This window comes from Actinoplanes sp. NPDC000266 (assembly GCF_042899005.1).
GTDB lineage: Bacteria > Actinomycetota > Actinomycetes > Mycobacteriales > Micromonosporaceae > Actinoplanes.
Map to the genome: position 1 here is coordinate 132,558 of NZ_JBIAZI010000005.1, position 23,522 is coordinate 156,079.

General features: G+C 70.4%; 24 protein-coding genes and 1 pseudogene. 14 read left to right on the forward strand and 11 right to left on the reverse strand.

What is annotated here, in order from left to right:
• Positions 1-4: 4 nt before the first annotated feature.
• Positions 5-1,429 (reverse strand): sensor histidine kinase, encoded by a 1,425-nt coding sequence (locus ACFY36_RS21130; RefSeq protein WP_499747683.1) that lies wholly within the window; start codon positions 1,427-1,429, stop codon positions 5-7.
• A gap of 57 nt (positions 1,430-1,486) precedes the next feature.
• Entirely contained in the window at positions 1,487-1,699 is a 213-nt protein-coding gene (locus ACFY36_RS21135; protein ID WP_097317735.1) for a DUF7455 domain-containing protein, read from the reverse strand.
• A 245-nt stretch (positions 1,700-1,944) separates the two neighbouring features.
• Here ACFY36_RS21135 and ACFY36_RS21140 point away from each other — a divergent pair, with 245 nt between their 5' ends.
• Positions 1,945-2,841, forward strand: a complete 897-nt coding sequence (locus tag ACFY36_RS21140; protein ID WP_499747684.1) for a S8 family peptidase — start codon at positions 1,945-1,947, stop codon at positions 2,839-2,841.
• Positions 2,842-2,918: 77 nt separating this feature from the next.
• Positions 2,919-3,305: a response regulator gene (locus ACFY36_RS21145; protein WP_360246887.1), complete on the forward strand. Its 387-nt coding sequence runs from the start codon at positions 2,919-2,921 to the stop codon at positions 3,303-3,305.
• 175 nt (positions 3,306-3,480) lie between these two features.
• Here the strand turns inward: ACFY36_RS21145 and ACFY36_RS21150 are convergent, their stop codons facing one another.
• Both ACFY36_RS21150 and ACFY36_RS21155 read right to left on the reverse strand, forming a co-directional pair.
• Entirely contained in the window at positions 3,481-4,248 is a 768-nt protein-coding gene (locus ACFY36_RS21150; RefSeq protein ID WP_499747685.1) for a class I SAM-dependent methyltransferase, read from the reverse strand.
• A gap of 55 nt (positions 4,249-4,303) precedes the next feature.
• Positions 4,304-5,059 (reverse strand): SDR family oxidoreductase, encoded by a 756-nt coding sequence (locus tag ACFY36_RS21155; RefSeq protein WP_499747686.1) that lies wholly within the window; start codon positions 5,057-5,059, stop codon positions 4,304-4,306.
• A 128-nt stretch (positions 5,060-5,187) separates the two neighbouring features.
• Here ACFY36_RS21155 and mshA point away from each other — a divergent pair, with 128 nt between their 5' ends.
• The 3 genes from mshA to ACFY36_RS21170 all read left to right on the forward strand — a co-directional run bounded on the left by mshA (position 5,188) and on the right by ACFY36_RS21170 (position 7,776).
• Positions 5,188-6,456, forward strand: coding sequence for a D-inositol-3-phosphate glycosyltransferase (gene mshA, locus ACFY36_RS21160; RefSeq protein ID WP_499747687.1), 1,269 nt, complete (start codon positions 5,188-5,190; stop codon positions 6,454-6,456).
• Complete coding sequence (locus tag ACFY36_RS21165) at positions 6,450-6,929, forward strand: type III secretion system chaperone family protein (RefSeq protein ID WP_499747688.1); 480 nt, start codon at positions 6,450-6,452, stop codon at positions 6,927-6,929. The genes mshA and ACFY36_RS21165 overlap by 7 nt, the downstream gene beginning before the upstream one ends.
• A 130-nt stretch (positions 6,930-7,059) precedes the next feature.
• Positions 7,060-7,776 (forward strand): hypothetical protein, encoded by a 717-nt coding sequence (locus tag ACFY36_RS21170; RefSeq protein WP_499747689.1) that lies wholly within the window; start codon positions 7,060-7,062, stop codon positions 7,774-7,776.
• A gap of 684 nt (positions 7,777-8,460) precedes the next feature.
• Here the strand turns inward: ACFY36_RS21170 and ACFY36_RS21175 are convergent.
• The gene (locus tag ACFY36_RS21175) at positions 8,461-9,735 is read right to left on the reverse strand and encodes an MDR family MFS transporter (protein WP_499747690.1); all 1,275 of its coding nucleotides are present in this window, start codon (positions 9,733-9,735) and stop codon (positions 8,461-8,463) included.
• Between the two features lie 78 nt (positions 9,736-9,813).
• Positions 9,814-11,127: an MDR family MFS transporter gene (locus ACFY36_RS21180; RefSeq protein WP_499747691.1), complete on the reverse strand. Its 1,314-nt coding sequence runs from the start codon at positions 11,125-11,127 to the stop codon at positions 9,814-9,816.
• A gap of 142 nt (positions 11,128-11,269) precedes the next feature.
• Here ACFY36_RS21180 and ACFY36_RS21185 point away from each other — a divergent pair, with 142 nt between their 5' ends.
• A complete protein-coding gene (locus ACFY36_RS21185; RefSeq protein WP_179854980.1) occupies positions 11,270-12,016 on the forward strand; it encodes a phosphoglyceromutase in 747 nt (248 codons plus the stop codon).
• A gap of 68 nt (positions 12,017-12,084) precedes the next feature.
• On the opposite strand, the gene phoU is transcribed toward ACFY36_RS21185, so the two are convergent.
• A complete protein-coding gene (gene phoU / locus ACFY36_RS21190; protein ID WP_499747692.1) occupies positions 12,085-12,738 on the reverse strand; it encodes a phosphate signaling complex protein PhoU in 654 nt (217 codons plus the stop codon).
• 199 nt (positions 12,739-12,937) lie between these two features.
• Here phoU and ACFY36_RS21195 point away from each other — a divergent pair, with 199 nt between their 5' ends.
• Both ACFY36_RS21195 and ACFY36_RS21200 read left to right on the forward strand, forming a co-directional pair.
• Entirely contained in the window at positions 12,938-14,230 is a 1,293-nt protein-coding gene (locus ACFY36_RS21195; RefSeq protein WP_499747693.1) for a sensor histidine kinase, read from the forward strand.
• Between the two features lie 31 nt (positions 14,231-14,261).
• On the forward strand, positions 14,262-14,945 hold the full coding sequence (locus ACFY36_RS21200; RefSeq protein ID WP_097317745.1) for a response regulator: 684 nt from the start codon (positions 14,262-14,264) through the stop codon (positions 14,943-14,945).
• 49 nt (positions 14,946-14,994) lie between these two features.
• On the opposite strand, the gene ACFY36_RS21205 is transcribed toward ACFY36_RS21200, so the two are convergent.
• Positions 14,995-15,861, reverse strand: a complete 867-nt coding sequence (locus ACFY36_RS21205) for a DUF3109 family protein (protein ID WP_499747694.1) — start codon at positions 15,859-15,861, stop codon at positions 14,995-14,997.
• Positions 15,862-15,972: 111 nt separating this feature from the next.
• On the opposite strand from ACFY36_RS21205, the gene ACFY36_RS21210 reads away from it, so the two are divergent.
• The gene (locus tag ACFY36_RS21210; RefSeq protein ID WP_499747695.1) at positions 15,973-16,794 is read left to right on the forward strand and encodes a sugar phosphate isomerase/epimerase family protein; all 822 of its coding nucleotides are present in this window, start codon (positions 15,973-15,975) and stop codon (positions 16,792-16,794) included.
• Here ACFY36_RS21210 and ACFY36_RS21215 read toward each other — a convergent pair.
• Entirely contained in the window at positions 16,781-17,317 is a 537-nt protein-coding gene (locus ACFY36_RS21215) for a CGNR zinc finger domain-containing protein (RefSeq protein ID WP_499747696.1), read from the reverse strand. The two genes, ACFY36_RS21210 and ACFY36_RS21215, sit on opposite strands and share 14 nt — an antisense overlap.
• A gap of 89 nt (positions 17,318-17,406) precedes the next feature.
• Between ACFY36_RS21215 and ACFY36_RS21220 the strand changes: the two genes are divergently transcribed.
• The 5 genes from ACFY36_RS21220 (at position 17,407) to ACFY36_RS21240 (ending at position 21,121) form a co-directional block, all read left to right on the forward strand.
• Positions 17,407-18,285, forward strand: coding sequence for a proline dehydrogenase family protein (locus ACFY36_RS21220; RefSeq protein WP_499747697.1), 879 nt, complete (start codon positions 17,407-17,409; stop codon positions 18,283-18,285).
• Between the two features lie 214 nt (positions 18,286-18,499).
• Positions 18,500-18,712: a helix-turn-helix domain-containing protein gene (locus ACFY36_RS21225; RefSeq protein WP_097317749.1), complete on the forward strand. Its 213-nt coding sequence runs from the start codon at positions 18,500-18,502 to the stop codon at positions 18,710-18,712.
• 148 nt (positions 18,713-18,860) lie between these two features.
• Positions 18,861-18,962 (forward strand): 30S ribosomal protein bS22, encoded by a 102-nt coding sequence (locus tag ACFY36_RS21230; protein ID WP_007465623.1) that lies wholly within the window; start codon positions 18,861-18,863, stop codon positions 18,960-18,962.
• Positions 18,963-19,043: 81 nt separating this feature from the next.
• The gene (locus ACFY36_RS21235; RefSeq protein ID WP_499747698.1) at positions 19,044-20,120 is read left to right on the forward strand and encodes an NAD-dependent epimerase/dehydratase family protein; all 1,077 of its coding nucleotides are present in this window, start codon (positions 19,044-19,046) and stop codon (positions 20,118-20,120) included.
• The gene (locus ACFY36_RS21240; RefSeq protein WP_499747699.1) at positions 20,117-21,121 is read left to right on the forward strand and encodes a lysophospholipid acyltransferase family protein; all 1,005 of its coding nucleotides are present in this window, start codon (positions 20,117-20,119) and stop codon (positions 21,119-21,121) included. Before ACFY36_RS21235 ends, ACFY36_RS21240 begins: the two co-directional genes overlap by 4 nt.
• 410 nt (positions 21,122-21,531) lie before the next feature.
• On the opposite strand, the pseudogene ACFY36_RS21245 reads toward ACFY36_RS21240, so the two are convergent.
• Together ACFY36_RS21245 and ACFY36_RS21250 are read right to left on the reverse strand one after the other, a co-directional pair.
• Positions 21,532-22,422, reverse strand: a pseudogene (locus tag ACFY36_RS21245) (DUF5667 domain-containing protein); the annotation flags it as partial.
• Between the two features lie 217 nt (positions 22,423-22,639).
• Positions 22,640-23,506, reverse strand: coding sequence for an ECF subfamily RNA polymerase sigma factor, BldN family (locus ACFY36_RS21250; RefSeq protein WP_499748191.1), 867 nt, complete (start codon positions 23,504-23,506; stop codon positions 22,640-22,642).
• Positions 23,507-23,522 lie beyond the last annotated feature (16 nt).

The following is a 23,522-nucleotide window of genomic DNA, read 5'->3' on the forward strand; positions in this document are numbered from 1 at the left end:
ACGCTCAGACGGGGGCGAGCTCGAAGGTGACGACGAGCTTCGCCCCCTGTGGCGTGGCCTGCTCGTAACGGACCGAGCCGCCGTTCGCCTCGACCAGGTGCCGGACGATGAACAGGCCCAGACCGGCGCCGCGCATGAACCGCCCGAACAGGTTGGGCAGCAGCTCGTCGGCGATGCCCGGCCCGTTGTCCCGCACGGCCAGCTCGACCGTGTCGCCCTGGCGCCCGGCGCTCACCTCGATCGGCGGCGATCCGTAGGCGACCGCGTTGTTCACCAGGTTCTGGAGTACGGCCGTGACGTGCCCCCGGTCGGCCAGGGCCGACAGGTCGTCCTCGACCAGGACGCGGATGTCGCACGAGGTGGCCGCGGCCACGGACTCGGCCACCTCGCGCAGCGGCACCGGCGCCCGCCGCGCGGTGACCGAGCCCATGTCGAGCCGGAACAGCAGCTGGAGATCGTTCATCATCTTGATCAGCCGCTGCGTGTTCTTGTCGATCTTCGTGGCGAGCTCGAGCCGGATGTCGTCGGGCAGGTCGTCCCAGTCCGCGCGCAGCAGCTCGGCCAGGCTGGCGATCGAGCTGATCGGCTGGGCCACGTCGTGGGTGAGCATCGAGGTCAGGTCGTTCTTGAAGGTGAGTGCCGCCTCGAGCCGGGTGTTCGCCTCGCGCAGCATGGCGTTGCCGCGCTCCAGCTCGGCCGCGTGCTCACTGAGCGTCTCCTCGGCCCGCTTGCGGTCGGCGATGTCGACATAGGTGGCCACGTACGCCCGCGGGTCGCCCCGCTCGTCGGGGACGGGGGCGACCGTGGCCAGCACGGGGACCGTGCTGCCGTCGACCCGCGGAAGGAGCCAGTCGCCGCCGGCCGGCGGCAGGGGCGGGGGATCGAGGCGGACCGGCTCGTCGGCGCCGTGCCCGGTGAGCTCGCGCCAGCGGCGGTTGACGTCGATGACCCGGTGGTTGGCGTCCATCACCATCACGGCCTCGTTCATCGACTGGAGCAGCGTGGCCGCGAACTTCTCGCGGTCCTCGAGCTCGCCGACGAGCCGTTGTTGCTGTCGTTCGGCGCCGTGCAGCGTACGGATGAGATGGCCCAGCAGAACGAGGGCGGCCACCGCCACGAGGGTGGCGATGGCCGGGCCGGGATGGCCGGCGACGCCGAGCGCGCCGATGGCGGCGGCGAAGATCATCAGAAGGTGGGCGAAGCCGTGCACGACCCGGCCGGCGATCCGGTGTGACACCGGGAGAACCTGGAGCAGCAGGCCCAGTCCGGCCGGGACGAGCGCGGCCGCCGGATCGGCCAGCAGGCCGTCCGGCGGAGCACCTCGAAGGGACATGAGCAGCGCCGCGGCGCCGAAGACGGCGACCGCGACACCGGCACACCCGGCGGTCAGCCGGGACAGCCTGCCCACGTCGTGCGCCGCACTCTGCACCCGATCCCCTCAAGATATGAGGAAACGAGCATATCGCGGCGAAAGAGCATTAAGCGGTTACTTTCCCGCCCACTCGAAGCCCTGCTCGAGCGTGATCCGCTCGCCGACCCGGCTGATGTCCTCGTGGTGCCGGTTCGCGTGGTGCCCGCAGAAGGCCAACTCGCCGCCGCTGGTCAGGGTGACCGTCAGACGGGCGGCCGCGCTGCAACGGTCGCAGCGGTCGGTCAGCGAATCGACGGTGACGATCTCGGGCGACAGCAGGCTGGACATATCGCTCTCCTTGCTCGGTGGCGGTGTGTAGCGGTACTCCGGGTAGATCGGTCCTCCGCCGCACGGCTTTAGCTGTTCTCTTCGATCTTCCTGGGGCAACGCACCGCTCCGGGTGCGTTGCAACCCACGTGCAACCTTGCGGATCCCGGAGCGCCTCGCGACCCACCGCACCCTTTCCCTCAGACGCCCTTCGGCATGCCTTTCACCCCCGGGGAAGTGGCCGAAGCAACTGAGAGGAAGAACCTTTGCGCATCGCCACGATGCTCACCGGCGCCGCCGTCGCGCTCGCCTGCGCCGTTCCGGGAGCAGCCGTAGCCGCACCGAAGACCACCGCCACCTGGGGGCTCGACCGGATCGACCAGCGGGCGCTGCCGCTGTCGACGTCGTACGCCGCGCCGACCGGCGCCGGCGTCACCGTCTACGTGATCGACACCGGCATCCGCACCACCCACAAGGAGTTCGGCGGCCGGGCCGGCGACGGCTACGGGCCCGCCGGCGACTGCAACGGCCACGGCACCCACGTGGCCAGCACCATCGGCGGCGCCACCTACGGTGTCGCCGAGGACGTGAAGCTGGTCGGTGTGCGCGTGCTCGACTGCAAGGGCAACGGCTCCTACAAGCAGATCATCGCGGGCATCGACTGGGTCGCCAAGCAGACCGCCCGTCCCGCGGTGGCCAACCTCAGCCTCGGCGGCACCACCAGCAAGGCGCTCGACGACGCGGTCGACCGGGCCGTCGCCAAGGGGATCACCGTCGTCGTCGCGGCGGGCAACGACAACCGCGATTCCTGTACGCAGTCACCGGCGCGCACCCCGTCGGCGATCACCGTGGGCGCCACCGACCAGAAAGACACCCGGTGGTCGTCCTCGAACTACGGGTCCTGTGTCGACATCTTCGCCCCCGGTGTCCGTATCGAGGGCGCGTCGACCGCGTCGAACACCGCCGTCAAGCTGATGAGCGGCACCTCGATGGCGGCGCCGCACGTGGCCGGGGCGGCCGCTCTCGTGCTCGCCGCGCACCCTTCGTACACGCCGGCGCAGGTCCGTGACGAGCTGGTGGCGCAGGCCGGGACGGGCTCGATCCGCAATCCGGGCAAGGGCTCGCCCAACCGGATGCTCTACACGGGTTACCTCAGTCGCTGAAAGGGCCTTTCGTGCAACCTCGCGCGGATAGCGTGAGGTCTCGGCTCGGTTCGGTTCGTTAGTCACCAGGAGGACCCATGTCGCAGGCGCCCGAAACCGATACGCGACCCACCGTCCTGGTCGTCGACGACGAGGAGGACCTGCGCGACATCATGCGGCGCATGCTGGAACGGCGAGGCTTCGACACCCTGATCGCGGGCGACTCGACGCAGGCCATCGAGGCCTGCCGTCAACATCCCGGCGACATCGACATCCTGATCACCGATCTCGGGCTGCCCGGCGTCTCCGGCGGCGAGCTGTCCCGCTCGGCCACCGAGCTCCGCCCGGAGATGCGCGTCGTCTACATCTCCGGGTTGCCCAAGGAGATCGCCGTCGCCGACGGCCTGATCGCCGAGGACGCCCTGCTGGTGAAGAAGCCCTTCAGCAGCGAGGCTCTGGTGGAGACGTTGCGCTCCGTGCTTTGATCGCCCCGTCCCCGAAGAGGCGCCGCCGTCCCTGACGGCGGCGCCTTTTTGTGCGCTGCTCCCGATCGGCAACCGGCTGGGCACCGCGCCCGCTCCCACGGCGCCCGACTCTTATGGCAGACGTTATTCACCCCCTGGGGTCGGGCCGGTCCGCTGCGGAGGACCGGCCCGGCCTTTATCCAGGCCAGGGCACGGTGAGTTCGCCCAGCCGCCAACGGCCGGGGCCGTCCCGCACGGGCCAGCCCTCGTCGCGCATCCGGCGCACGGTGGCGATCCAGCGCTGGCGCGGGCCGAACGGGGTGGCCTCGGTCTCCCAGGCCCGGCCGAGAGCACGCAGCAGGTCGTGCACCGGCTCGCCCGGCACGTTGTGGTGGATCAGCGCCTTCGGCAGCCGCTCGGCGAACGTCGCCGGATGATCCAGATCGGACAACCGGGCCGAAAACGTCAGCGTGCTCGGCGTCCCGTCCTCGACCACGGCCCAGGTGGCGACGCGGCCCAGCTCGTCGCACGTCCCCTCGATGAGCACGGCCCCGGTCGCGGTCATCTGCCGCCAGGCGGCGCCGACGTCCTGTTCGGGGTACTGCCGGAGCACGTTGAAGGCCCGCACCACGACCGGGCGCAGGCCGGCCAGCTCGAAACCGCCACGCCGAAAGGCGAGGAGCGGGGGATCGGCGTACGGCTGAGCGGCCTCCACCCGTACCGGATCAATCTCCAGACCCACCACCGCGACATCCGCACGGACCGCCACCGCCAGCCGGCCCCGCAGCTCCACGGCCGTGACCGGCGTGGCGCCGTACCCCAGGTCGATGACCAGCGGCTGCGGCGCGTCGCGCAGCAGCGCGCCGCAGCGGAACGCGATGAAATTGTCGACGCGACGCAGCCGGTTGGGATTCGTCGTCCCCCGCGTGATCTCGCCGACCGGCTGCTGAGTCTTCTTAGGCATGCCCTCCTGGCCCTACGCCTCGTTCGCACGCTTCGGTGCAGTCGGTCATGCCGGCCTATTTCTCCCGGTAGACCTTGTGCTGAGCCGCCTGGGCGATCGGCCGGACGACGATGCGGTCGAGGTTGACGTGGTGGGGACGGGTCGCGGCGAAGGCGATGATGTCGGCGATGTCGTCGGCGGTCAGCGGCTCCTTGACGCCCTGGTAGACCGCGTCCGCCTTGGCCTGGTCGCCGCCGAAGCGCTTGAGCGAGAACTCGTCGGTACGGACCATGCCCGGGTCGACCTCGATGATCCGGACCGGCTTGCCCGACAGTTCCAGCCGCAACGTCCCGACCAGCGCCGTCTGGGCGTGCTTGGCCGCCGTATATCCGCCGCCGCCCTCGTAGACCGTGAAGGCCGCGGTCGAGCCGACCGTCACGATCGTGCCCGCGCCGCTCGCCTCCAGAGCCGGCAGCAGGGCCTTGGTCATCCGCAGCGAGCCCAGGACGTTCACGTCGTACATCCACTGCCAGTCACCGACCGACCCGGACTCGACCGGATCGAGACCGGCGGCGCCGCCGGCGTTGTTCACGAGCAGCGTGACCGGGCCGCCGAGTCCGGTCACCGCGGCGGCCAGGGCCGACACCGACTCGTCGGACGTGACGTCGCACGCGACCGCCGTCGCGGCCGGCCCGATCTCCTTGACCAGCTCCTCCAGCCGGTCGGCGCGCCGGGCCGCCGCCACGACGTGGAAGCCCTCGGTGGCGAGGCGGCGGGCCGTCGCCTCGCCGATGCCGCTGGACGCGCCAGTGACCACTGCGATGTTCTGCATGACCCCATCCTTCCCGATGAAATGGGTCACCCCCGGTGGGCTGCATGGTGGTTCGGCCCACCGGGACGGGGAAGATTAATGACTGCGCAATAATCCCCGCGTATATGCCGGACAATGGAGGATAAATCGTGGCAGAATGGCCGACCCCCCGGCGCATCGCCACCCTCTCCGTGCACACGTCCCCCCTCGAACAGCCGGGCACCGGCGACGCGGGTGGCATGAACGTGTACATCGTCGAGGTCGCCAAGCGCCTCGCCCGGCGCGGCGTCGAGGTGGAGATCTTCACCCGCGCCACCCGCGGTGACCTGCCGCCCTGCGTCGAGATGGCGCCCGGCGTGCTCGTCCGGCACATCACCGCCGGCCCGTACGAAGGCCTCGAGAAGGAAGAGCTGCCGGCCCAGCTGTGCGCCTTCGCGAACGGGGTGCTGCGGGCCGAGGCGGCCCGTCCGCCGGGCCACTACGACCTCATCCACTCCCACTACTGGCTCTCCGGCCAGGTCGGCTGGCTCGCCCGCGAACGCTGGGGCGTGCCGCACGTGCACACCGCGCACACCCTGGCCAAGGTCAAGAACAGGCTGATCGCGGCCGGCGACCGGCCCGAGCCGCGCGCCCGCGTGATCGGCGAGGAGCAGGTGATCGCCGAGTCCGACCGGCTCGTCGCCAACACCCGCTTCGAGGCCCGCGACCTGGTCGCCTACTACGAAGCCGACCCGGCCCGCACGGCGGTCGTGCAGCCCGGCGTCGATCTCGAGCGCTTCCGGCCCGGCCCGGCCGACCGGGCCCGCTTCGGACTGCCGGCCGACGGCAAGGTCATCGCCTTCGTCGGGCGCATCCAGCCGCTCAAGGCGCCCGACGTGCTGATCGCCGCCCTGGCCGCGATGCGCACCAAGGACGTCACCGTGGTGATCTGCGGTGGTCCCAGCGGCAGCGGCCTCGACCGGCCGACCTCGCTGATCGAGCTGGCGGCCTCGCTCGGCGTCAGCGCGTCGGTGCGCTTCCTTCCCCCGCAGAACGGCGACGGGCTGGCCGCGCTCTACCGCAGCGCCGACGTGGTGGCCGTGCCGTCGTACAACGAATCCTTCGGTCTTGTCGCCCTCGAAGCGCAGGCGTGCGGCACGCCGGTGGTGGCCGCCGCGGTCGGTGGCCTGGTGACGGCGGTCCGTGACGGGGTCAGCGGGCTGCTGGTCGACGGGCACGATCCGGCGGCCTGGGCCGGGGTCCTCGACGACCTGCTCGACGCTCCGCGACGTCGCAAACTGCTGTCGGCGGGCGCGGTCGCGCACGCGGCCGACTTCTCCTGGGACCGTACGGCGGAAGGCCTGCTCCGGGTCTACCGTGAGGCGGTGACCGAGCACCGCGAGCTGATCAGACAACGCCTGGAGGCTTACGCATGGTGACCGAGTTGATCGAGAAGGCGCTGGCCGAGCGGGAGCTCGAGTGGGACACCACCGGTCCCGGGTCCTATGTGGTCACGCTGCCCGGCACCCACAAGCTGAAGACGGCCTGCAATCTGATCGTCGGCGAGCATGCCCTGCGCGTCGAGGCGTTCGTGATGCGCCGGCCCGACGAGCGTCACGAGGAGTTGTGGGCGTGGATGCTGCGCCGCAACGCCCGGATGTACGGGGTGGCGTTCTCGATCGACGCGGTGGGCGACATCTATCTGACCGGCCGGGTCTCGCTGAAGGGCCTGGACGAGGACGAATTGGACCGTCTGCTCGGCTCGGTGCTGACCTATTCGGACGAATCCTTCGACACGATGCTGGAGATCGGCTTCGGTTCGTCGATCCGCCGTGAGTGGGAGTGGCGCGTCAAGCGGGGCGAGTCCCTGGCCAACCTCCAGGCGTTCAAACACCTGGCCCCACCGGCCTAGCGTGTGTCGGCGTGAATTGTCCGGGTACTGAGAACAGTGATCGGACAATGCCGATGGATTAGTGAGGTGAACCGGCGTGGCTGCCACGAAGACCGCCAAGAGCCGAAACGACACTCCGAACACTCCGGACGTGAGCGAAAGCAAGATCGCCCGGATGAAGGCCGCCGAGCTGCGCCGCGAGCTGAAGAGCCGCGGCGTCAAGAACACCGACGACCTGAAGAAGCCGGACCTCGTCAAGAAGATGGTCAAGGCCGCTCGCCGCGACGCCGGCAAGAACCCGACCAGCCACAACGACACCCCGAACACGCCGGGGGTCGACGAGAGCGAGATCGCCCGGCTCAAGGTGCCTCAGCTGCGGGCACGCCTTTCCGCGTACGGCGTCAAGGGAACCGGGGATCTGAAGAAGCCCGAGCTCGTGAAGAAGCTCATCAAGACGCTGACCTCGGCCTCTGGGAGCTCTGGTGGCAAGTCCGCCGCCTCCGGCGGCAAGCGCACCGGTAAGAAGGCGTCGAAGTCCCTCAAGTACTCGCAGGAGATCACCTCGACCGGCGACAAGCCCGAACGCCTGGGCCGCTCCCTGGTCACCACCGACCACGAGGTGATCCGGCAGTGGGCGAAGGCGCGCAAGGCGGTCCCGTCCACGGTCGCCGGAACCCAGCACGACGGACACCTCGGCGTGCTGCGCTTCGACTTCCCCGGATACGACGAGTCCGACCGGCTCGTCGAGGTCAGCTGGGCGGAGTGGTTCGAGGCCTTCGACAAGCGCCGGCTGAACTTCATCTACCAGCAGCGGCTGACGAGCGGCAAGCGCAGCAACTTCTTCCAGCTGGAGAACCCGGACGAGTGAGGGGCGGCCCATATTGGGCCGGTCAGCAGGACATATGTGTGATTGGTCATCCGCCGATCGGCCAAAAGTCGGTGACTGTGACGGTCCAGACAGATGGCAGACAGCCAAGTGGCTTGTAAGGCTTGACCGGCCCAACTAGCGTAATCAATGGACGCCGGACCGTTAGTTCGGGGAACTGGTTGACCGGAGACGGTCACCGCGGCCGGCGTTTGGGGACGGGTGGCATATGCCGTTGGGGGACGGCGCGACCCGAGACCGGCGGTTAGTGCGGGCGACGCCTATGGGGATGGGCGTCGTCCGCCGCCGCCGGTGCAACAACTCTCGACTCTCTTACTCGCACGCCGTGACCGGCTTGTTAAGGCCCGCGCGGTGTTCTCGCGCCTTGATGCCTCTCGTGCTGTGATCTCGCGCGGGGTTGTCGCCTGTGCGCGCTGGCCCGACTTCTTCGAGGGTGCGCTCTGCGGCGTGGTCTTGACCAGCCACGGCTCCCGCCCTACCAGGCTGTGGTCCCGCGCTCGGTCAGGCTGCGACGGATGCTCGGCCGGGCTGCGACGCGCGCTCACCAAGCCGCGCCCGACGCTGACCATGCTGCGGCGCCGTGCTCAACCGGCTTCCAGGCCGCGCCCCACCTGCCGAGTCGCTGGCGGCTGGTTGTTGGCGGCTGGTTGTTGGCGGCTGAAAGGGCTAAGAAGTGGTCACTGTCTGGGCTGTTTCGGAGCGGATGGCGGCTACGCGGCGTTCGCGGGCTGGGCCGGCTGCCAGGTGCAGGGCCGCGGCTGCTGCGCCTACGGAGCCGACTATCAGCCAGTGGGCGTCGCCCAGGTATTGCAGGCCGGCGCCACCCAAGGCGGGGGCCAGGAAAGACGCGGCGGGGAAGGCCAGGAAGAAGACTGCCTGGTAGCGGCCTCGTAGCTCCAAGGGGGCCAGCTCCGAATTGATCTCGGCGTTGGGTGGGGCGGCCAGCATGCCGCCGATCGTCCAGATCACCGCCGCCAGGAGGTAGAGCGGCAGGTGGTCGGCCAGCGTCAGCACGGCGAAGCCGATGCCGTTGATCAGTAGGGCTACGGCGAGTACCCGGTGTTTGCGGTGGCCGTCGATGATCCGTGGCACGAAGAGCTGGCCGACCACGATCAAGGCCGCGCCCAGCGACACGACCACGCCGTAGGCCGACGGGCTGAGGTGGTCGTCCTGCATCGCCAGCGGGACGATCGTGCTGGCCTGCGTGTAGATCAGCGCCTGGAGCACGGTCAGGCCCACGAAAGCCAGGAAGATCCGGTCGGTCAGCACCACTGCCAGGCCGCGAGGCCGGCCGCGTTCAGGCTTCGAGGGCCGCGGGGGCGGGAAAGCGGCGGCATCGGTGGCTGGGCGGGGGCGGTGGCGCGGGAGGGTTTCGGGGATCTTCCAGGCGATCAGCAGGGCCGTGGCCAAGGTGGAGGCGGCGTCGATCAGAAAGAGGCCTACGTAGCTCCAGGTGGCCAGCACGCCGGCGATCAGGGAAGCCAGGGCCATGCCCAGGTTGAAGGCCCAGAACTGGAGGTTGAAGGCTCGGGAGCGGCGTTCTGCGGGGACCACGTCGATGATCGCGGCCACGAAGGCGGGCTGGGGCATCGACTGGAAGAGGCCCAGCAGCAGGCACAGGGCGGCGATCACGCCCAGGTCGGGGCTGAGGGCCAGGCCGGCCAGCGTCGCCGCCACGATGAAGTGGGACAGCAGCAAGGTGCGGCGGCGGCCCCAACGGTCGGTGAGGACGCCTCCGGCGAGCGTGCCGATGATGCCGCCGATGCCGTACGTGCCGACGATCAGCCCGGCCTGTGCGGTGCCGGCGCCTCGCTGTGCGGTCAGGTAGAGCGAGAGGAACAGGACCGCGAAACCGCCCACGCGGTTGATCAGGATGCCGGTCCAGAGATACCAGTAGGTCGCCGGGAGTCCGCCCGCCGTGTCCCGAAGCCAGCCGCGCACCGTGCCCCCGTTAGGAAACCTTGTTAACAGTTCAAGGGGGAGGCTAGCGCGCGAAACCCGCTCTGTCTTCCTGGTTTCCTATCGGGCGGATGCCTCTTTGATGATCTCGGGCGGAATGTCCGCCACGGGCTCCGCCTCGGCCGGCGGCAAGGCGCCGATCGCCACGGTCGCGGCCGCCGAGCTGGAGGGCTCGGTTATCGCGGCTATGCGACGGCGGCGGCTCGGGGCGGCTACCAGGTGGCCCAGGGCGACCAGGGCGCACACCGCGAAGCAGCCCAACCACAGGGCCGCGTCGCCCAAGTGCTCCTGGGTGAAGCCGCCCAGCACCGGGGCCAGCGCCGTCCCGGCCGACCACGACAGGGAGCTCAACCCCTGGTAGCGGCCCCGCAGTGAGGCCGGCGACAGGCCGGCCACCGTGGCCGCGTTCGACGGGGACTGGAGCATCTCGCCCAGCGTCCAGATCACCACGGTCAGCGCGAAGAACCAGGCCGCGTCCGCGAAGGCGGTCAGGCCGAAACCCACCCCGATGATCAGTGAGGCCACGGCCAGCACCCGGGCGTTGTCGTGGCCGCCGATCAGCTTCGGGATGAAGAGCTGGCCCAGCACGATCAGGACGCCGTTCACGGCGATGACCGCGCCGTACGTGGCCGCCGACAAGCCGTCCGAGGTCATCGCGATCGGCAGCGTCGACATGTGCTGCATCATCACGACGACGCCGCCCAGGGAGACCAGGAGATAGCCGACGAAGATCCGGTCGCGCAGGACCGTGCCGAGGCCGCCGGGGCTTGCCTGCCGCCGTACGTCCGGACGGGCCGGCCTTGTCTCTTTCACGAAGAGCAGGAAGACCGTGGCCGTGATCAGGGTGCTGGCCGCGTCGACCACGAACAGCAGGAGGTAGTCGGCCTTCGCCGCCAGCCCGGCTCCCACCGAGGACAGCGCGAAGCCCAGGTTGATCGCCCAATAGTTCAGCGAGTACGCCCGTACGCGGTCCTTCTCCGGCACGACGTCGACCATCATGGCCGAGAACGCCGGGCGCACCGCTTCGCTGAAGAAGCCGAGCAGGAACGTCGTGGCCAGGATCTGCCCGTAGTCGTGGGCGAAGCCCAGGGCGAGCATCAGCGCCGCCGCCCCGAACTGGGCCACCAGCATCGTCGGCCGGCGTCCCCAGCGGTCGGCGAGCACCCCGCCGGCCGTCGTGCCGAGGGCGCCGCCGACGCCGTACAGGCCGATGACCAGGCCGGCCTGGCTCTGGGAGAAGCCGCGTTCGGCGGTCAGGTAGATCGCCAGGAAGATCACCACGAACGAGCCGAGGCGGTTGATCAGCGTGCCGGTCCAGAGAAGCCAGAACTGCCGTGGGAGACCACCGATGGCCTGGCTGAACCAGCGCTGCACGCCGCACCTCGATCTTGAAGTAAGTAGTGATCAAGCTCCATTCCCTTACAACCTAGGGGTACGCGCAACTCCGTTTCCACGTGGTGGTCGCCACTGGTGGGTACACGCCCGCCGCGAAACCGCCTGCGGCAGGATGGAGCGCATGACAGGGACTTTGGTGCTGCTGCGACACGGCAACAGCGAGTGGAACGCCAAGAACCTCTTCACCGGCTGGGTCGACGTCGACCTCGACGCCAAGGGTGAGGACGAGGCCCGCCGCGGCGGAGAGCTCCTCAAGGCGCAGGGCGTGCTGCCGGACGTGGTGCACACCAGCGTCCTGCGCCGCGCCATCCGGACCAGCGAGATCGCGCTGCACATCGCCGACCGCCACTGGATCCCGGTGAAGCGTTCCTGGCGCCTCAACGAGCGCCACTACGGCGCTCTGCAGGGCAAGGACAAGAAGCAGACCCTCGAGGCGTACGGCGAGGAGCAGTTCATGCTCTGGCGCCGGTCCTACGATGTGCCGCCGCCGCCGATCGAGCGCGACTCGGAGTTCGCCCAGTTCGACGACCCGCGGTACGCGCTGCTCCCGCCGGAGGCGCTGCCCACGGCCGAGTGCCTCAAGGACGTGCTGGTCCGCGCGCTGCCGTACTGGTATGACGAGATCGTCCCGGATCTGCGGGCCGGCAAGACGGTGCTGGTCGCCGCGCACGGCAACTCGCTGCGCGCCATCGTCAAGCACCTCGACGGCATCTCCGACGAGGCGATCGCCAAGCTGAACATCCCGACCGGCATCCCGCTGCGTTACGAGCTGGACGACAACCTGCGCCCGGTCACCGCCGGCGGCACGTACCTCGACCCCGAGGCGGCCAAGGAAGCGGCGGCCGCGGTCGCCAACCAGGGACGCTAGAACAAAGCAAAGGGCCGGGACGCCCCCGTGGCGTCCCGGCCCCCGCGCCGGCCAGGCGAGCGGATCGCTCAGCTCTGGTCGGCCACCTTGTCTCCGGTGATCAGGTAGACCAGCTGCGCGCCGACGTTCACGGCGTGGTCGGCGTAACGCTCGTAGAAGCGGCCCAGCAGGGCGCCGTCGATCGCGGTCTCGGCGCCGTACGGCCAGTCGTCGGCGAGCATGATGCGGAACAGCTCACGCTCCTGCTCGTCGATCTTGTCGTCGTCCTTCTCCAGTGCCGCCGCCAGCTCGGCGTCGGGGCTGGCCAGGAGCTTGGTGATCTCCCCGGCCATCTCGTCGGCCACCTCGGCCATCTTCTTGAAGACCGGGCGGAGCTCGGCCGGGACGGCCGGCGACGGGTGGCGGCGCATGGCGGTCTTGGCCACGTGCTCGGCCAGGTCGCCCATCCGCTCGATGTCGGCCGAGATGTGCAGGGCGGTGATGACCATCCGGAGGTCGGACGCGACCGGCGCCTGGCGGGCGATGGTGTCGGCCACCTTCGTCTCGACCTGGCTGTAGATGGCGTCGATCTCGACGTCGCGCTCGATGACCGACTCGGCGGCCTTGAGGTCGGCGGTCAGCAGCGCGGTGGTCGCGTTCCGCAGCGCGGTGCGCACCCCTTCTGCCATGGTCACCAGCAGGCGGGTGACCTCGTTGAGGTCGGCCTGGAACTCCTCGCGCATGTTGTCTCGTCCCCAGGGGCTCGCGGTCGCCCCGAAACATGGCGCGACCTTGGTTGATGTACAGGCTAGGGGTGCACAGCAGCGGTCACGTGAACGGCAATGAACGACGCTGGGCGCAGTGGTGAACATTATTCGACGTGCGCCCGGTTTGTCCGTATTCCCCTACTGCTCAGGTAAACAATGACCCTACGATCGCAGCGTGGACCTGGTGTACGGCATTCTCCTGACCCTCGTCGCGCTGGCCGTCGGCGTGGCAGCGGGGATCTTCATCGCCCGTGCCCGTAGGTCACCCGGGTCGGACGTCGCCGCCTCCCGGAAAGATGAGGGAGGACGCGCCATCAACAACGAGGATGAGCACACCGGTAAGCACAGCATGAAGGGGCTGGGTCGCAAGAGCCTCGACTCGCTGCGCGTCGGCGTGGTGGTCCTCGACGCCGAGGATCACCCGGTGCTGGTCAACCCGGCCGCCCGAGCGATGGGCCTGCTCCGCTCCGGCGGCGCTCCGGGCACCATCGCGGCCCACCCGATCCTGCGCACGCTGGCCGGACAGGTGCGGCGTACCGGCGTACGGCGGGAAGTCGAACTTGATCTTCCGCATGGCCGCACCGGCGCCGCGCAGGCGCCGCTCGGCCTGCACCTGCGGGCGGTGGCGCTGAACTCGACGCACGTGGCGGTCGAGGCGGCCGATGTCACCGAGTCGCACCGGCTGGCCCGCGTCCGCCGGGACTTCGTGGCCAACGTCAGCCACGAGCTGAAGACCCCGATCGGCGCGCTCCAGCTGCTGGCCGAGGCGCTGCTCGACGCGACCGAGGTGCCGGCGGCCGAGGCCGTCGAGGGCGAGGAGCCCAACGAGGACCTGCTCGCGGCCCGCCGGTTCGCCGAGCGGATCCACCACGAGTCGGCCCGGATGGGCCGCCTGGTCAACGAGCTGCTCGAACTGACCCGGCTCCAGGGCGCCGAGCCGCTGCCCACCCCCGAGCCGGTCGCGCTCGACTGGGTGATCGCCGAGGTCATCGACCGCACCCGCACCACCGCCTCGGCCAAGAACATCGAGGTGGTCTACTCCGGTCCCAAGGGCGCTACCGTTTACGGCAGCGACAGTCAGGTGGCGACCGCGGTGACCAACCTCGTGGAGAACGCGATCGCGTACTCCGGAGACGACACGAAGGTCGAGCTCACCCTGCGTCATGAGGACGACTGGATCGAGATCGACGTGGCCGACCAGGGCATCGGCATCGCGCCGCACGACGTCGACCGGATCTTCGAGCGGTTCTACCGAGCCGATCAGGCCAGGTCACGCTCGACCGGCGGCACCGGTCTGGGCCTGGCCATCGTCAAGCACATCGCCACCAACCACGGCGGCCGGGTCGACGTGACCAGCAGCCTCGGCGACGGCTCGACGTTCACTCTGCGCCTACCGGCGCGTCCCCCGGAAGCCCCCTTGCCGTTACCGACGGCAATTGAGATCGAGTCCGGTGCTGGCGGGCGTTGAGCCTGTGAGCCGGAAGATGGAAGGAACCACATTGGCCCGCGTGCTCGTGGTCGAGGATGAGGAGTCGTTCTCCGACGCCCTGTCGTACATGCTGCGCAAGGAGGGCTTCGAGGTGTCGGTCGCACCGACCGGAACCTCGGCCCTGACGCAGTTCGACCGGACCGGTGCCGACATCGTGCTGCTCGACCTCATGCTTCCGGAGATGTCCGGCACCGAGGTCTGCCGTCAGCTGCGTCAGCGCTCGGCCGTCCCGATCATCATGGTCACCGCCCGGGACAGCGAGATCGACAAGGTCGTCGGCCTGGAGATCGGCGCCGACGACTACGTCACCAAGCCGTACTCGCCGCGCGAGCTGGTCGCCCGGATCCGCGCCGTGCTGCGCCGTCAGGGCACCGAGGCGGCCGAGGTCTCCACCCCGACGCTGGCCGCCGGCCCGGTCCGGATGGACGTCGAGCGTCACGTGGTGACGGTCGACGGCAGCGGCGTCCAGCTCCCGCTGAAGGAGTTCGAGCTGCTCGAGCTGCTGCTGCGCAACGCCGGACGGGTGCTCACCCGCGGTCAGCTGATCGACCGGGTCTGGGGCGCCGACTACGTCGGTGACACCAAGACCCTCGACGTCCACGTCAAGCGGCTGCGTTCCAAGGTGGAGCCCGAGCCGTCGGCCCCGCGCTACATCGTCACGGTGCGCGGCCTCGGCTACAAGTTCGAGCCCTGATCCCCGTCCAACCGCCCCACCACCGCCCTTAAGCGGTCTGAAGGCAGCCTTATAGCGACTCCGGAGGCGCGGCGGGCTCACGTCCGCCGCGCTTCTTCGGCATCCCGGCCTTGACCGTGGCCGGGTGCACCGCGGTCAGGCCCTTGGCCAGGCGGTCGGCGCAGAGCTCGGCCAGCTTGTCGTACGCGGACTTGCCGACCAGGGCGATCAGCTCCGGCGCGTACGAGAGGTACATCGGCTCGGTGCCGACGTGGGCGTCCGGCGACGACGTGCACCACCAGTCGAGGTCGTGGCCGCCCGGTCCCCAGCCGCGCCGGTCGAACTCGGTCAGCGTCGACTGGAGCACCTTCGTACCGTCCGGGCGTTTGATCCAGTCCTGTTCCCGGCGCACCGGAAGCTGCCAGCAGACGTCCGGCTTATAGGTCAGCGGGTGTACGCCGTCACGCAGCGCCTGCGCGTGCAGCGCGCAGCCGCCACCACCGGCGAAGCCGGCGTCGTTGAGGAAGACGCACGGGCCGTCCTCGGACTGGATGGCCGTGCGGCGGGCCGGCTTGGCCCCGTCGATCGTGTCCATCTCGGTGTAGTTCTTGAAGCCCCGGCGGTAGTGCTGCCAGTTCTCCGGGGTGAGCTTGGCCGCGGCCGCCTTCACCCTGTTCTCGTCGTCGGCGTCGGTGAAGAACGCGCCGTGCGAGCAGCAGCCGTCCTGCGCGCGCCCGGCCACGATGCCGTGGCAGGCCGAGCCGAAGACACACGTCCATCGCGACAGCAACCAGGTCAGGTCGGCCCGGACCAGGTGCTTGTCGTCGTCGGGGTCGAGGAACTCGATCCACTCACGAGGAAAATCGAGGTCGACCTCGGCGGCACGGGCGGCTGCCGCAGCGTCGAGGACGATGCGGATCTGTTGACGGCGGCTCACCAGGCTCAGCGTACGCGCGCGGGGGACCGGCACCACGTCGCCGCCCGGTATGGCCGTATATACCCGGTAGAGGAGACGGCGTACGCGACAAACGGGTCTACGCTTGATGACGTGAGTTCCCGCGTCCCCGTGCTTCTGTCCAGCTCGTCGGTCTTTCCCGAGCCGACCGCGGCCGCGTTCGAGCTGGCCGCCACGACCGGCTTCGACGGTCTCGAGGTCATGGTGTGGACCGACCGCGTCAGCCAGGACGCCGGCGCCCTGAAGGGTCTGGCCGATCACTACAACGTTCCGGTGCTGTCGGTTCACGCGCCCTGCCTGCTGGTCACCCAGCGGGTGTGGAGCACCGATCCCTGGGAGAGGCTGAGCCGCGCGGCCGAGCTGGCCGAGACGCTCGGCGCCCCCACGGTGGTGGTGCACCCGCCGTTCAGCTGGCAGCGCGACTACGCCAAGAACTTCTCGGCCGGCCTGGCCAAGATCCAGGCGCGGCATCCCGACCTCGACTTCGCGATCGAGAACATGTTCCCGGTGAAGATGGCGGGCCGCTGGTTCGTGCCCTACACGCCCGGCTGGGACCCGACCGAGACCGGCTTCGACGCCTACACGCTCGACCTGTCGCATTGCGCCGCGTCCCGCATCAACTCGCTGGCCATGGCCGACAAGATGGGCGCCGGCCTCAAGCACGTGCACCTCGGCGACGGCACCGGCGAGGGCCGCGACGAGCACCTGGTGCCCGGCCGGGGCAACCAGCCCTGCGCCGAGCTGCTGCGGTCGCTGTCGGCGCGCGGTTTCACCGGCTCGGTCGCCCTGGAGGTCTCCACGCGCAAGGCACCGAGCCGCGCCGCCCGAGAGGCCGACCTGCGCGAGTCTCTGGAGTTCGCCCGCCGGCATCTCAAGCCGGCGGAGTCACCCACTCCAGCGATTACGCGGGGGTAAGTGTCGCCGCCCGCTTCCTCGCGCGGTGTGCCGCGACGTGGGAACGGGTCGCGCAGCGCTCGGAGCAGAAGCGGCGGCAGTTGTTGGACGAGGTGTCCAGATAGACGTTGCCGCAGCGCTCGTCGGCGCAGATGCCGAAGCGGGCGCTGCCGTATTCGCAGAGCCAGACCGACAGGCCCCACGCGGCGCCGGCCAGATATTCGGAGCTGACCGACGCGCCGCGGCTGGTCACGTGCATGTGCCAGTCGCCGGCGTCGTGCCCGGAGATGCGCGGCTGCACGGGGTACACCTCGAGCAGCGAGTTCAGCTCGGTGACGGCCTCGGCGTCGCGGCCGCTCGTGCCGTACTCGAAGACGTCGCGCAGGCGCCGCTGAGCGCGGCGGAAGACGGCCACGTCCTTTTCCGCGACCTCCTCGCGCATCCAGCCCTGCTCGTCGGTGAACAGGGCCCGCAGCGCGGCGAGATCACTCACCTCCGCGTTGACGAGGTCAACGGCGGTTCGGGCGTACGCATCGAAGTCCACCCGACAAAGGTAGCCGCCCCCGCCGCCCACGAACATGGCCCGCGTGCCACTCCCACGATCGGAGGTGGGCCGGACGATACGCTCGGGACATGCTCCGCTCCCTGTTCCTGGCCGCCGCCGGATCGGACCGCCTCGGGCGTCTCGCGGCCGCCGTTCCGGTCAGCCGAAAGGTCGCCGGCCGCTTCGTAGCCGGTGACGGGGCCGGCGACGCCGTGCGCACCGGCCGCGCGCTGGCCGACGACGGGCTCTACGTGACCTTCGACCACCTGGCCGAGGAGACGCGGAGTGCCGAGCAGGCCGTGGCCGTCCGCGACGAATACCGCGCCCTGCTGTCCGCGGCCAAGGCGGCCGGCCTGACCCCGGCCGCCGAGGTCAGCCTGAAGCTGTCGGCGCTGGGCCTGCGGCTCGACGAGCGGCTCGCCTACGAGCACGCCCAGGCGATCTGCGTGGCCGCGTCCGAGGCCGGCACGACGGTGACCCTGGACGCCGAGGACCACACCACCACCGACGCGGTGCTCGAGATCCTGGCCGAGCTGCGCAAGGACCACCCCGGCACGGGGGCGGTGCTCCAGGCCTATCTGAGGCGCACCGAGGGCGACTGCCGCGAGCTGGCCACGGCCGGGTCGCGGGTGCGGCTCTGCAAGGGCGCCTACGCCGAGCCCGAGTCGGTGGCCTTCCAGTCCGCTCTCGACATCGACAAGTCGTTCGTCCGCTGCCTGAACATCCTGATGTCGGGTGACGGCTACCCGATGATCGCGACGCACGATCCGCGGCTGATCGCGATCGCCGAGGACCGGGCGCGCTGGTTCGACCGCCTGCCGGAGGAGTACGAGTTCCAGCTCCTCTACGGCGTACGTCCGGAGGAGCAGGCCCGGTTGGCGGCCGGCGGCAACGTCGTGCGGGTCTACGTGCCGTACGGGATCAACTGGTACGGCTACGTCGTGCGCCGCCTCGCCGACCGACGGTAGACACCGTGTCCGTCCCCAAAAGCAACAATTGGGGCAGAAACGGGGCACATCCGGCGTGTCGGCCTTGACTTTTTCCGGCCTTTTTCACGGAACGCATCGCGTTGGTCACAGCCGTATCGATACCGTTCTGATGACACGCACGTTCTCCGCCGCGTCGCAAATGCTTTCCACTCCGCGCGCGGCCCGTGCCTGCGAAAGGATCGGTGCGTACGAGATGACGGGTCCAGCCCAGACCGAGGAACGGCTCTCGGAGGTGCGGTTCCTGACCGTCGCCGAGGTGGCCTCTCTGATGAGGGTCTCCAAGATGACGGTCTATCGGTTGGTGCACGGCGGTGACCTCACCGCCGTCCGGGTCGGCCGGTCCTTCCGGGTGCCCGAGCACGCCGTGCACGAGTACTTGCGCGGCGCTTTCTCCCAAACGGCCTAGGCCGTTTTGGCCCGGCGCTCGCCGGGCTTGTACGCTGGTGCGGTTGGCTCCGGACTGCTCTGCGCGCCCGGGACCCGTTCAGCTCGGATGCGGGACGTGCCATCGCGCACGCGCCGGTCCGATCCACCAGTTTCGAGAGGCATGTCGTATGGGCTCCGTGGTCAAGAAGCGCCGCAAGCGTATGGCGAAGAAGAAGCACCGCAAGCTGCTGCGCAAGACCCGCGTCCAGCGTCGCCGTCTGGGCAAGTGATGGTCGGCCGGGCGTGATTCCCGGCCTTCCCGTCGCTTGCCGCACGCATCGCACCCGTACGCATCGGAAGGTGCGCCCGACGTGACCTCTCCGCCCAGCGTTGTCGTGGTCACCGGAGTCAGCCGATATCTCGGCGCCCGGGTGGCCGCGCGTCTCGCCGCAGATCCCCGGGTCGACCGTGTCGTCGGCCTGGATCCGCTCGACCCGCCGGCCGCCCTGCGCGACCTCATGGCGGACGTCGAGCTGATCCGGGCCGACGCCCGTGCGGCCTCGGGCGCCATCGCCGAACTGGGTGCCGAGGCTCTCGTGCACCTGGCGGTCACCAGCGCGCCCGACGCACAGCACGGCGGCCGGGCCGCGATGAAAGAGCAGAACGTCATCGGCACGATGCAGCTGCTCGCCGCCGCGCAGGGCGCTTCCCGCCTGCGCAAGCTCGTGGTGCGTTCGTCGACGGCCGCCTATGGCGCGTCGTTCCGCGACCCCGCGGTCTTCACCGAGGACACCGAGCCCCGGGCCGTGCCGCGGGGCTCGTTCGCGCGCGACATCCTCGACATCGAGGGCTACGTGCGCGGTTTCCGCCGTCGCCGTCCCGAGGTGGCGGCCACCGTGCTGCGCTTCGCGCCGTTCATCAGCTCGACCGCCGACACGACGCTGACCCGCTACTTCTCCCAGCCGGTGGTGCCGACCGTGTTCGGCCGCGACGCCCGGCTCCAGTTCGTGCACGTCGACGACGCGCTGGAGATCCTGCACCGCTCGGTCATCGAGGACCACCCCGGCACCTTCAACGTGGCCGGGACCGGCGTGCTGGCGCTGTCGCAGGCCGTCCGCCGGGCCGGGCGCATCTCGGTGCCGCTGCCCGAGGGCACGCTCTCCACCTTCGCCGGCCTGGCCCGCAACGTCGGGATCGGCCAGATCGGCTTCGACCAGATCGACCTCTTCGTGCACGGCCGGGTCGTCGACACCACGCGGCTGGTCCGCGAGTTCGGCTTCACCCCGCGCACCACGTCCGAGGCGTTCGACGACTTCATCAGGGGCCACGCCGGCGGCTCGCTCACCGACGACCGGCTGGCCGTCGCCGAGCAGGCCATCCTGGACGGCATCAGGCGGGTCCGGGGCAACGCCGAGGCCGCCGCGGTGACCGGCGGGAGCGAGTCATGAGCCAGGACGAGTTTCGCGACATGCTGCCCGGCAACGCCGACTTCGTCCTGCCCCGGCCGGCCGAGCCGGTCCGGGTCAACGGCCGCCGGCCCATCCCGGAGGAGCCGCGGATGAACGGGCACGCCGAGCCGCCCTCGCCGGCCGAGCCGGACGCGGCCCTGGACGTCTGGGACCAGCGGGTGGCCAACGGGCTCGCCTTCCTGCGCCGGCGGCTCGCCGGGACGTACGAGGTGGACGAGTTCGGCTTCGACCCCGAGCTCACCGACGCGGTCTTCCATCCGCTGCTGCGGGTGCTCTACCACGATTGGTTCCGCACCGAGGTCTTCGGCATCGAGAACATCCCCGACTCCGGCGGCGGGCTCGTCGTCGGCAACCACTCGGGCACGCTCGCGCTCGACGCGCTGATGCTCTCGGTGGCGATCCGCGACAAGCACCCGCGCGAGCGCCACCTGCGTCTGCTCGGCGCCGACCTGGTCTTCCGCATGCCGGTGGTGAGCGAGCTGGCCCGCAAGTCGGGCGTCACCGTGGCCTGCAACCCGGACGCCGAGCGCCTGATGAGCACCGGCGAGCTGGTCGGCGTCTTCCCCGAGGGTTTCAAGGGCATCGGCAAGCGTTTCGCCGACCGTTACAAGCTCCAGCGCTTCGGCCGCGGCGGCTTCGTCTCGGCGGCGCTGCGCACCGGCACCCCGATCGTGCCGGTGGCGATCGTCGGGGCCGAGGAGATCTATCCGATCCTGGCCGACATCAAGCCGCTGGCCCGGCTGCTCGGCGTGCCCTACTTCCCGGTCACGCCGACCTTCCCCTGGCTCGGCCCGCTGGGCCTGGTGCCGCTGCCGAGCAAGTGGATGATCCAGGTCTGCCCGCCGATCCCGACCGCGCACCTCACCGAGCTGGCCGACGACCCGATGGTCGTCTACAACCTGGCCGACCAGGTGCGCGAGACGATCCAGGCCACGCTTCTCGAGCTGCTGGAGAAGCGGCCCGATCCGTTCGCCCGCTGACGTCGTCGGTGGGCGGTTTCCGCCTATAATGACAACGAGGGGCGGTCCGGTAACTCCCGGCAACCGCCCCTCGCCATGTCCGTAACCTTCTAGTCGCCGAAGATCCCTTCCAGCAGGCCGCCGAGCGGGCCCTTCTCGCTGGTGTCGCCGGTCGTGTCGCCCGTGCCCGGGTCGATCAGCGGCGTCTCCGACGGCACCGGGGTGCCACCCAGCGGCAGCTCGGGCGTGCTCGACGGGACGACCTGACCGGTCACCCCGCTGTTGCCCTTGACCTTCGTGCCGGCGGTGGTGCCGGGCTCCGCGGTCGGATCGGTCTTCTGCGGAGTGACCTTGGCGTCCTTGCTCGGCTTGCTCGTCGCCTTGCCGGTCTGCCCGGAGGACGGACGCGACGAGGTGGCCGACGGGCCGTCCGTGTCGTCGGCACAGCCCTTGAGCTTGGGGCCCAGCGTGTCCGAGCCGTTGGTGGCCACGGGCGAACACTTGAGACCCGTCCGCAGGCCGGCCGAGCGCTCGCTGACCGTCTCGAGCAGCGCCAGCGAGCGCGTGGCGCGCTCCCGGTTGCCCGTGCTGAGCTGGTCGAGCCTCGGCATGAGCGTGCCGCGCTGCCGGTCGACGAAGCCGTCGATCGTGGTCAGCGGCTTGGCGTCGCGGTTGGCCACGGCCGCCGTGGTGAGCTGCTTGACGCCCTTGCGGGTGTCGGCGTCCATGTCGTCCAGCACGCCGGCGAAACCGCTGTCGCCGCCCTTCATCGCGGCCGCCTCGGCGAGCCGGTTGCGGGCGAAGTCGAGTGACAGCTGACCCCGGCTGACGTCCGAGCCGGCCATGGCCAGCTGGGCGCGTTCGGTCGAGCGCTTGACCCCGTACAGGGCGTCGCCCGGTGATGCGTTCTCGCTTGCCGCGGAGATTCCGGAGACCGCCAGCGCGCCGGCGGCAACGCCGATCACGATCGCGCCGCGGGCCCGGATACGGCCGCCGTGCCCCAGCAGCCCGGCGCGGAGGCCGGTGCGGGCCGTCGACGCCGGGCCGGTGGCGGGCTCGGCGACGGCGGTGGCGGTGCGGCCGATGCCGTCCCGCTCGGCGGTGGCCACCAGCATGGCCCGCAGTCCGGTGCGGAACTCGGAGTCCACCCGGACCCCGGGCCGCGCGCCGGAGAGGCTGTTGCCGATGGCGACCAGCTCGGCGAGCTGCTCATCGGCCTGGCCGCGGCTGTGATGCCGGCGGCCGCCGGTGTTCTCGTCGAGAAGCTCCGCGAAGCGCTCGGCGCTCCGCCGGTCCAGGAATTCGAAATTCACCGCGGGCACCTCCCCTCGCTCGTGAGTGTCTCGTCGGCGGCATCGCCGACGGTCGCGACGAAATCGGGGGCCTCCAGGGCCGCCCGGGGTCGCACTCGGACAAACGCGCGACACGCGTCCCCGGTTACGGGGGCGAGCGCCCGGCATCGGGTAATGGAGGTGGCCCCCGTCACGCTGTGCCGCGGGCGTCGCCGGGCTGGGGCCACGCGCCGCTCGGTGCGGGCGGTCATACCTGGAACCCCTCGGGCAGGAGACGGGCGAGCGCTCTCACCGCCCGGTACTGAAGGGCCTTGATGGCGCCCTCGTTCTTGCCCATGGTCTGCGCGGTCTCGGCCACCGAGAAGCCCTGGAGGAAGCGGAGCACGATGCACTCCTGCTGCTCGGGGTTGAGCTGCTTGACCGCGGTGAGCAGGGCGACGTTGGTGATGTGGTCGACCACCGCCGACTCCGGGCTGCCCTCGGGACCGCGGTCCTCGCGGTCGGCGTCGAGCACGTCGCCGGTGGTGACCTCGAGCCGGTAGCGGCCCGACTTGAAGTGGTCGGCGACCAGGTTGCGGGCGATGGTGACGAGCCAGGCGCCGAGGTCGCGGCCCTGCCAGGTGAAGCTGCCGATGCGCTTGAGGGCGCGCAGGAACGTGTCCGAGGTGAGGTCCTCGGCGAGCTGGCGGTTGCCGACCCGGAAGTAGACGAACCGGAAGACCGTGTCGACGTACCGGTCGTAGATCAGGCCGAACGCCTCGGCCTCGCCGGCCTGCGCGCGCTCCACCAGCGCCCAGACCTCGGCGGCGGCGTCGCCCGGATCGGGGCGGGCCGGATATTTCGGCTGCGACGGCTCGGTCGGCGGGCTGGTGGTGCTCTGCGCCGGCACCACGACCGTCTGCTCGCCGGGCGCCGTCTCGGGCAGCTGGCTGCGCTGACCGGCGGTGGGCTGCGGCGGGGGCATGCCGGGCCGGCCGGGCACGGCCACCCGGCCGCCGCCGGCCATGGGCTTCGCGTTGCCGGTCGGCGGGATCCGGTGCCCGGGCGCCTCGTTGACGTGCGGGCGGTTGCGGGTCCGCTTGGGGCCGTCGCCGCGGATCGTGTTGACGATCAGGTCGTCGAACGCGCCG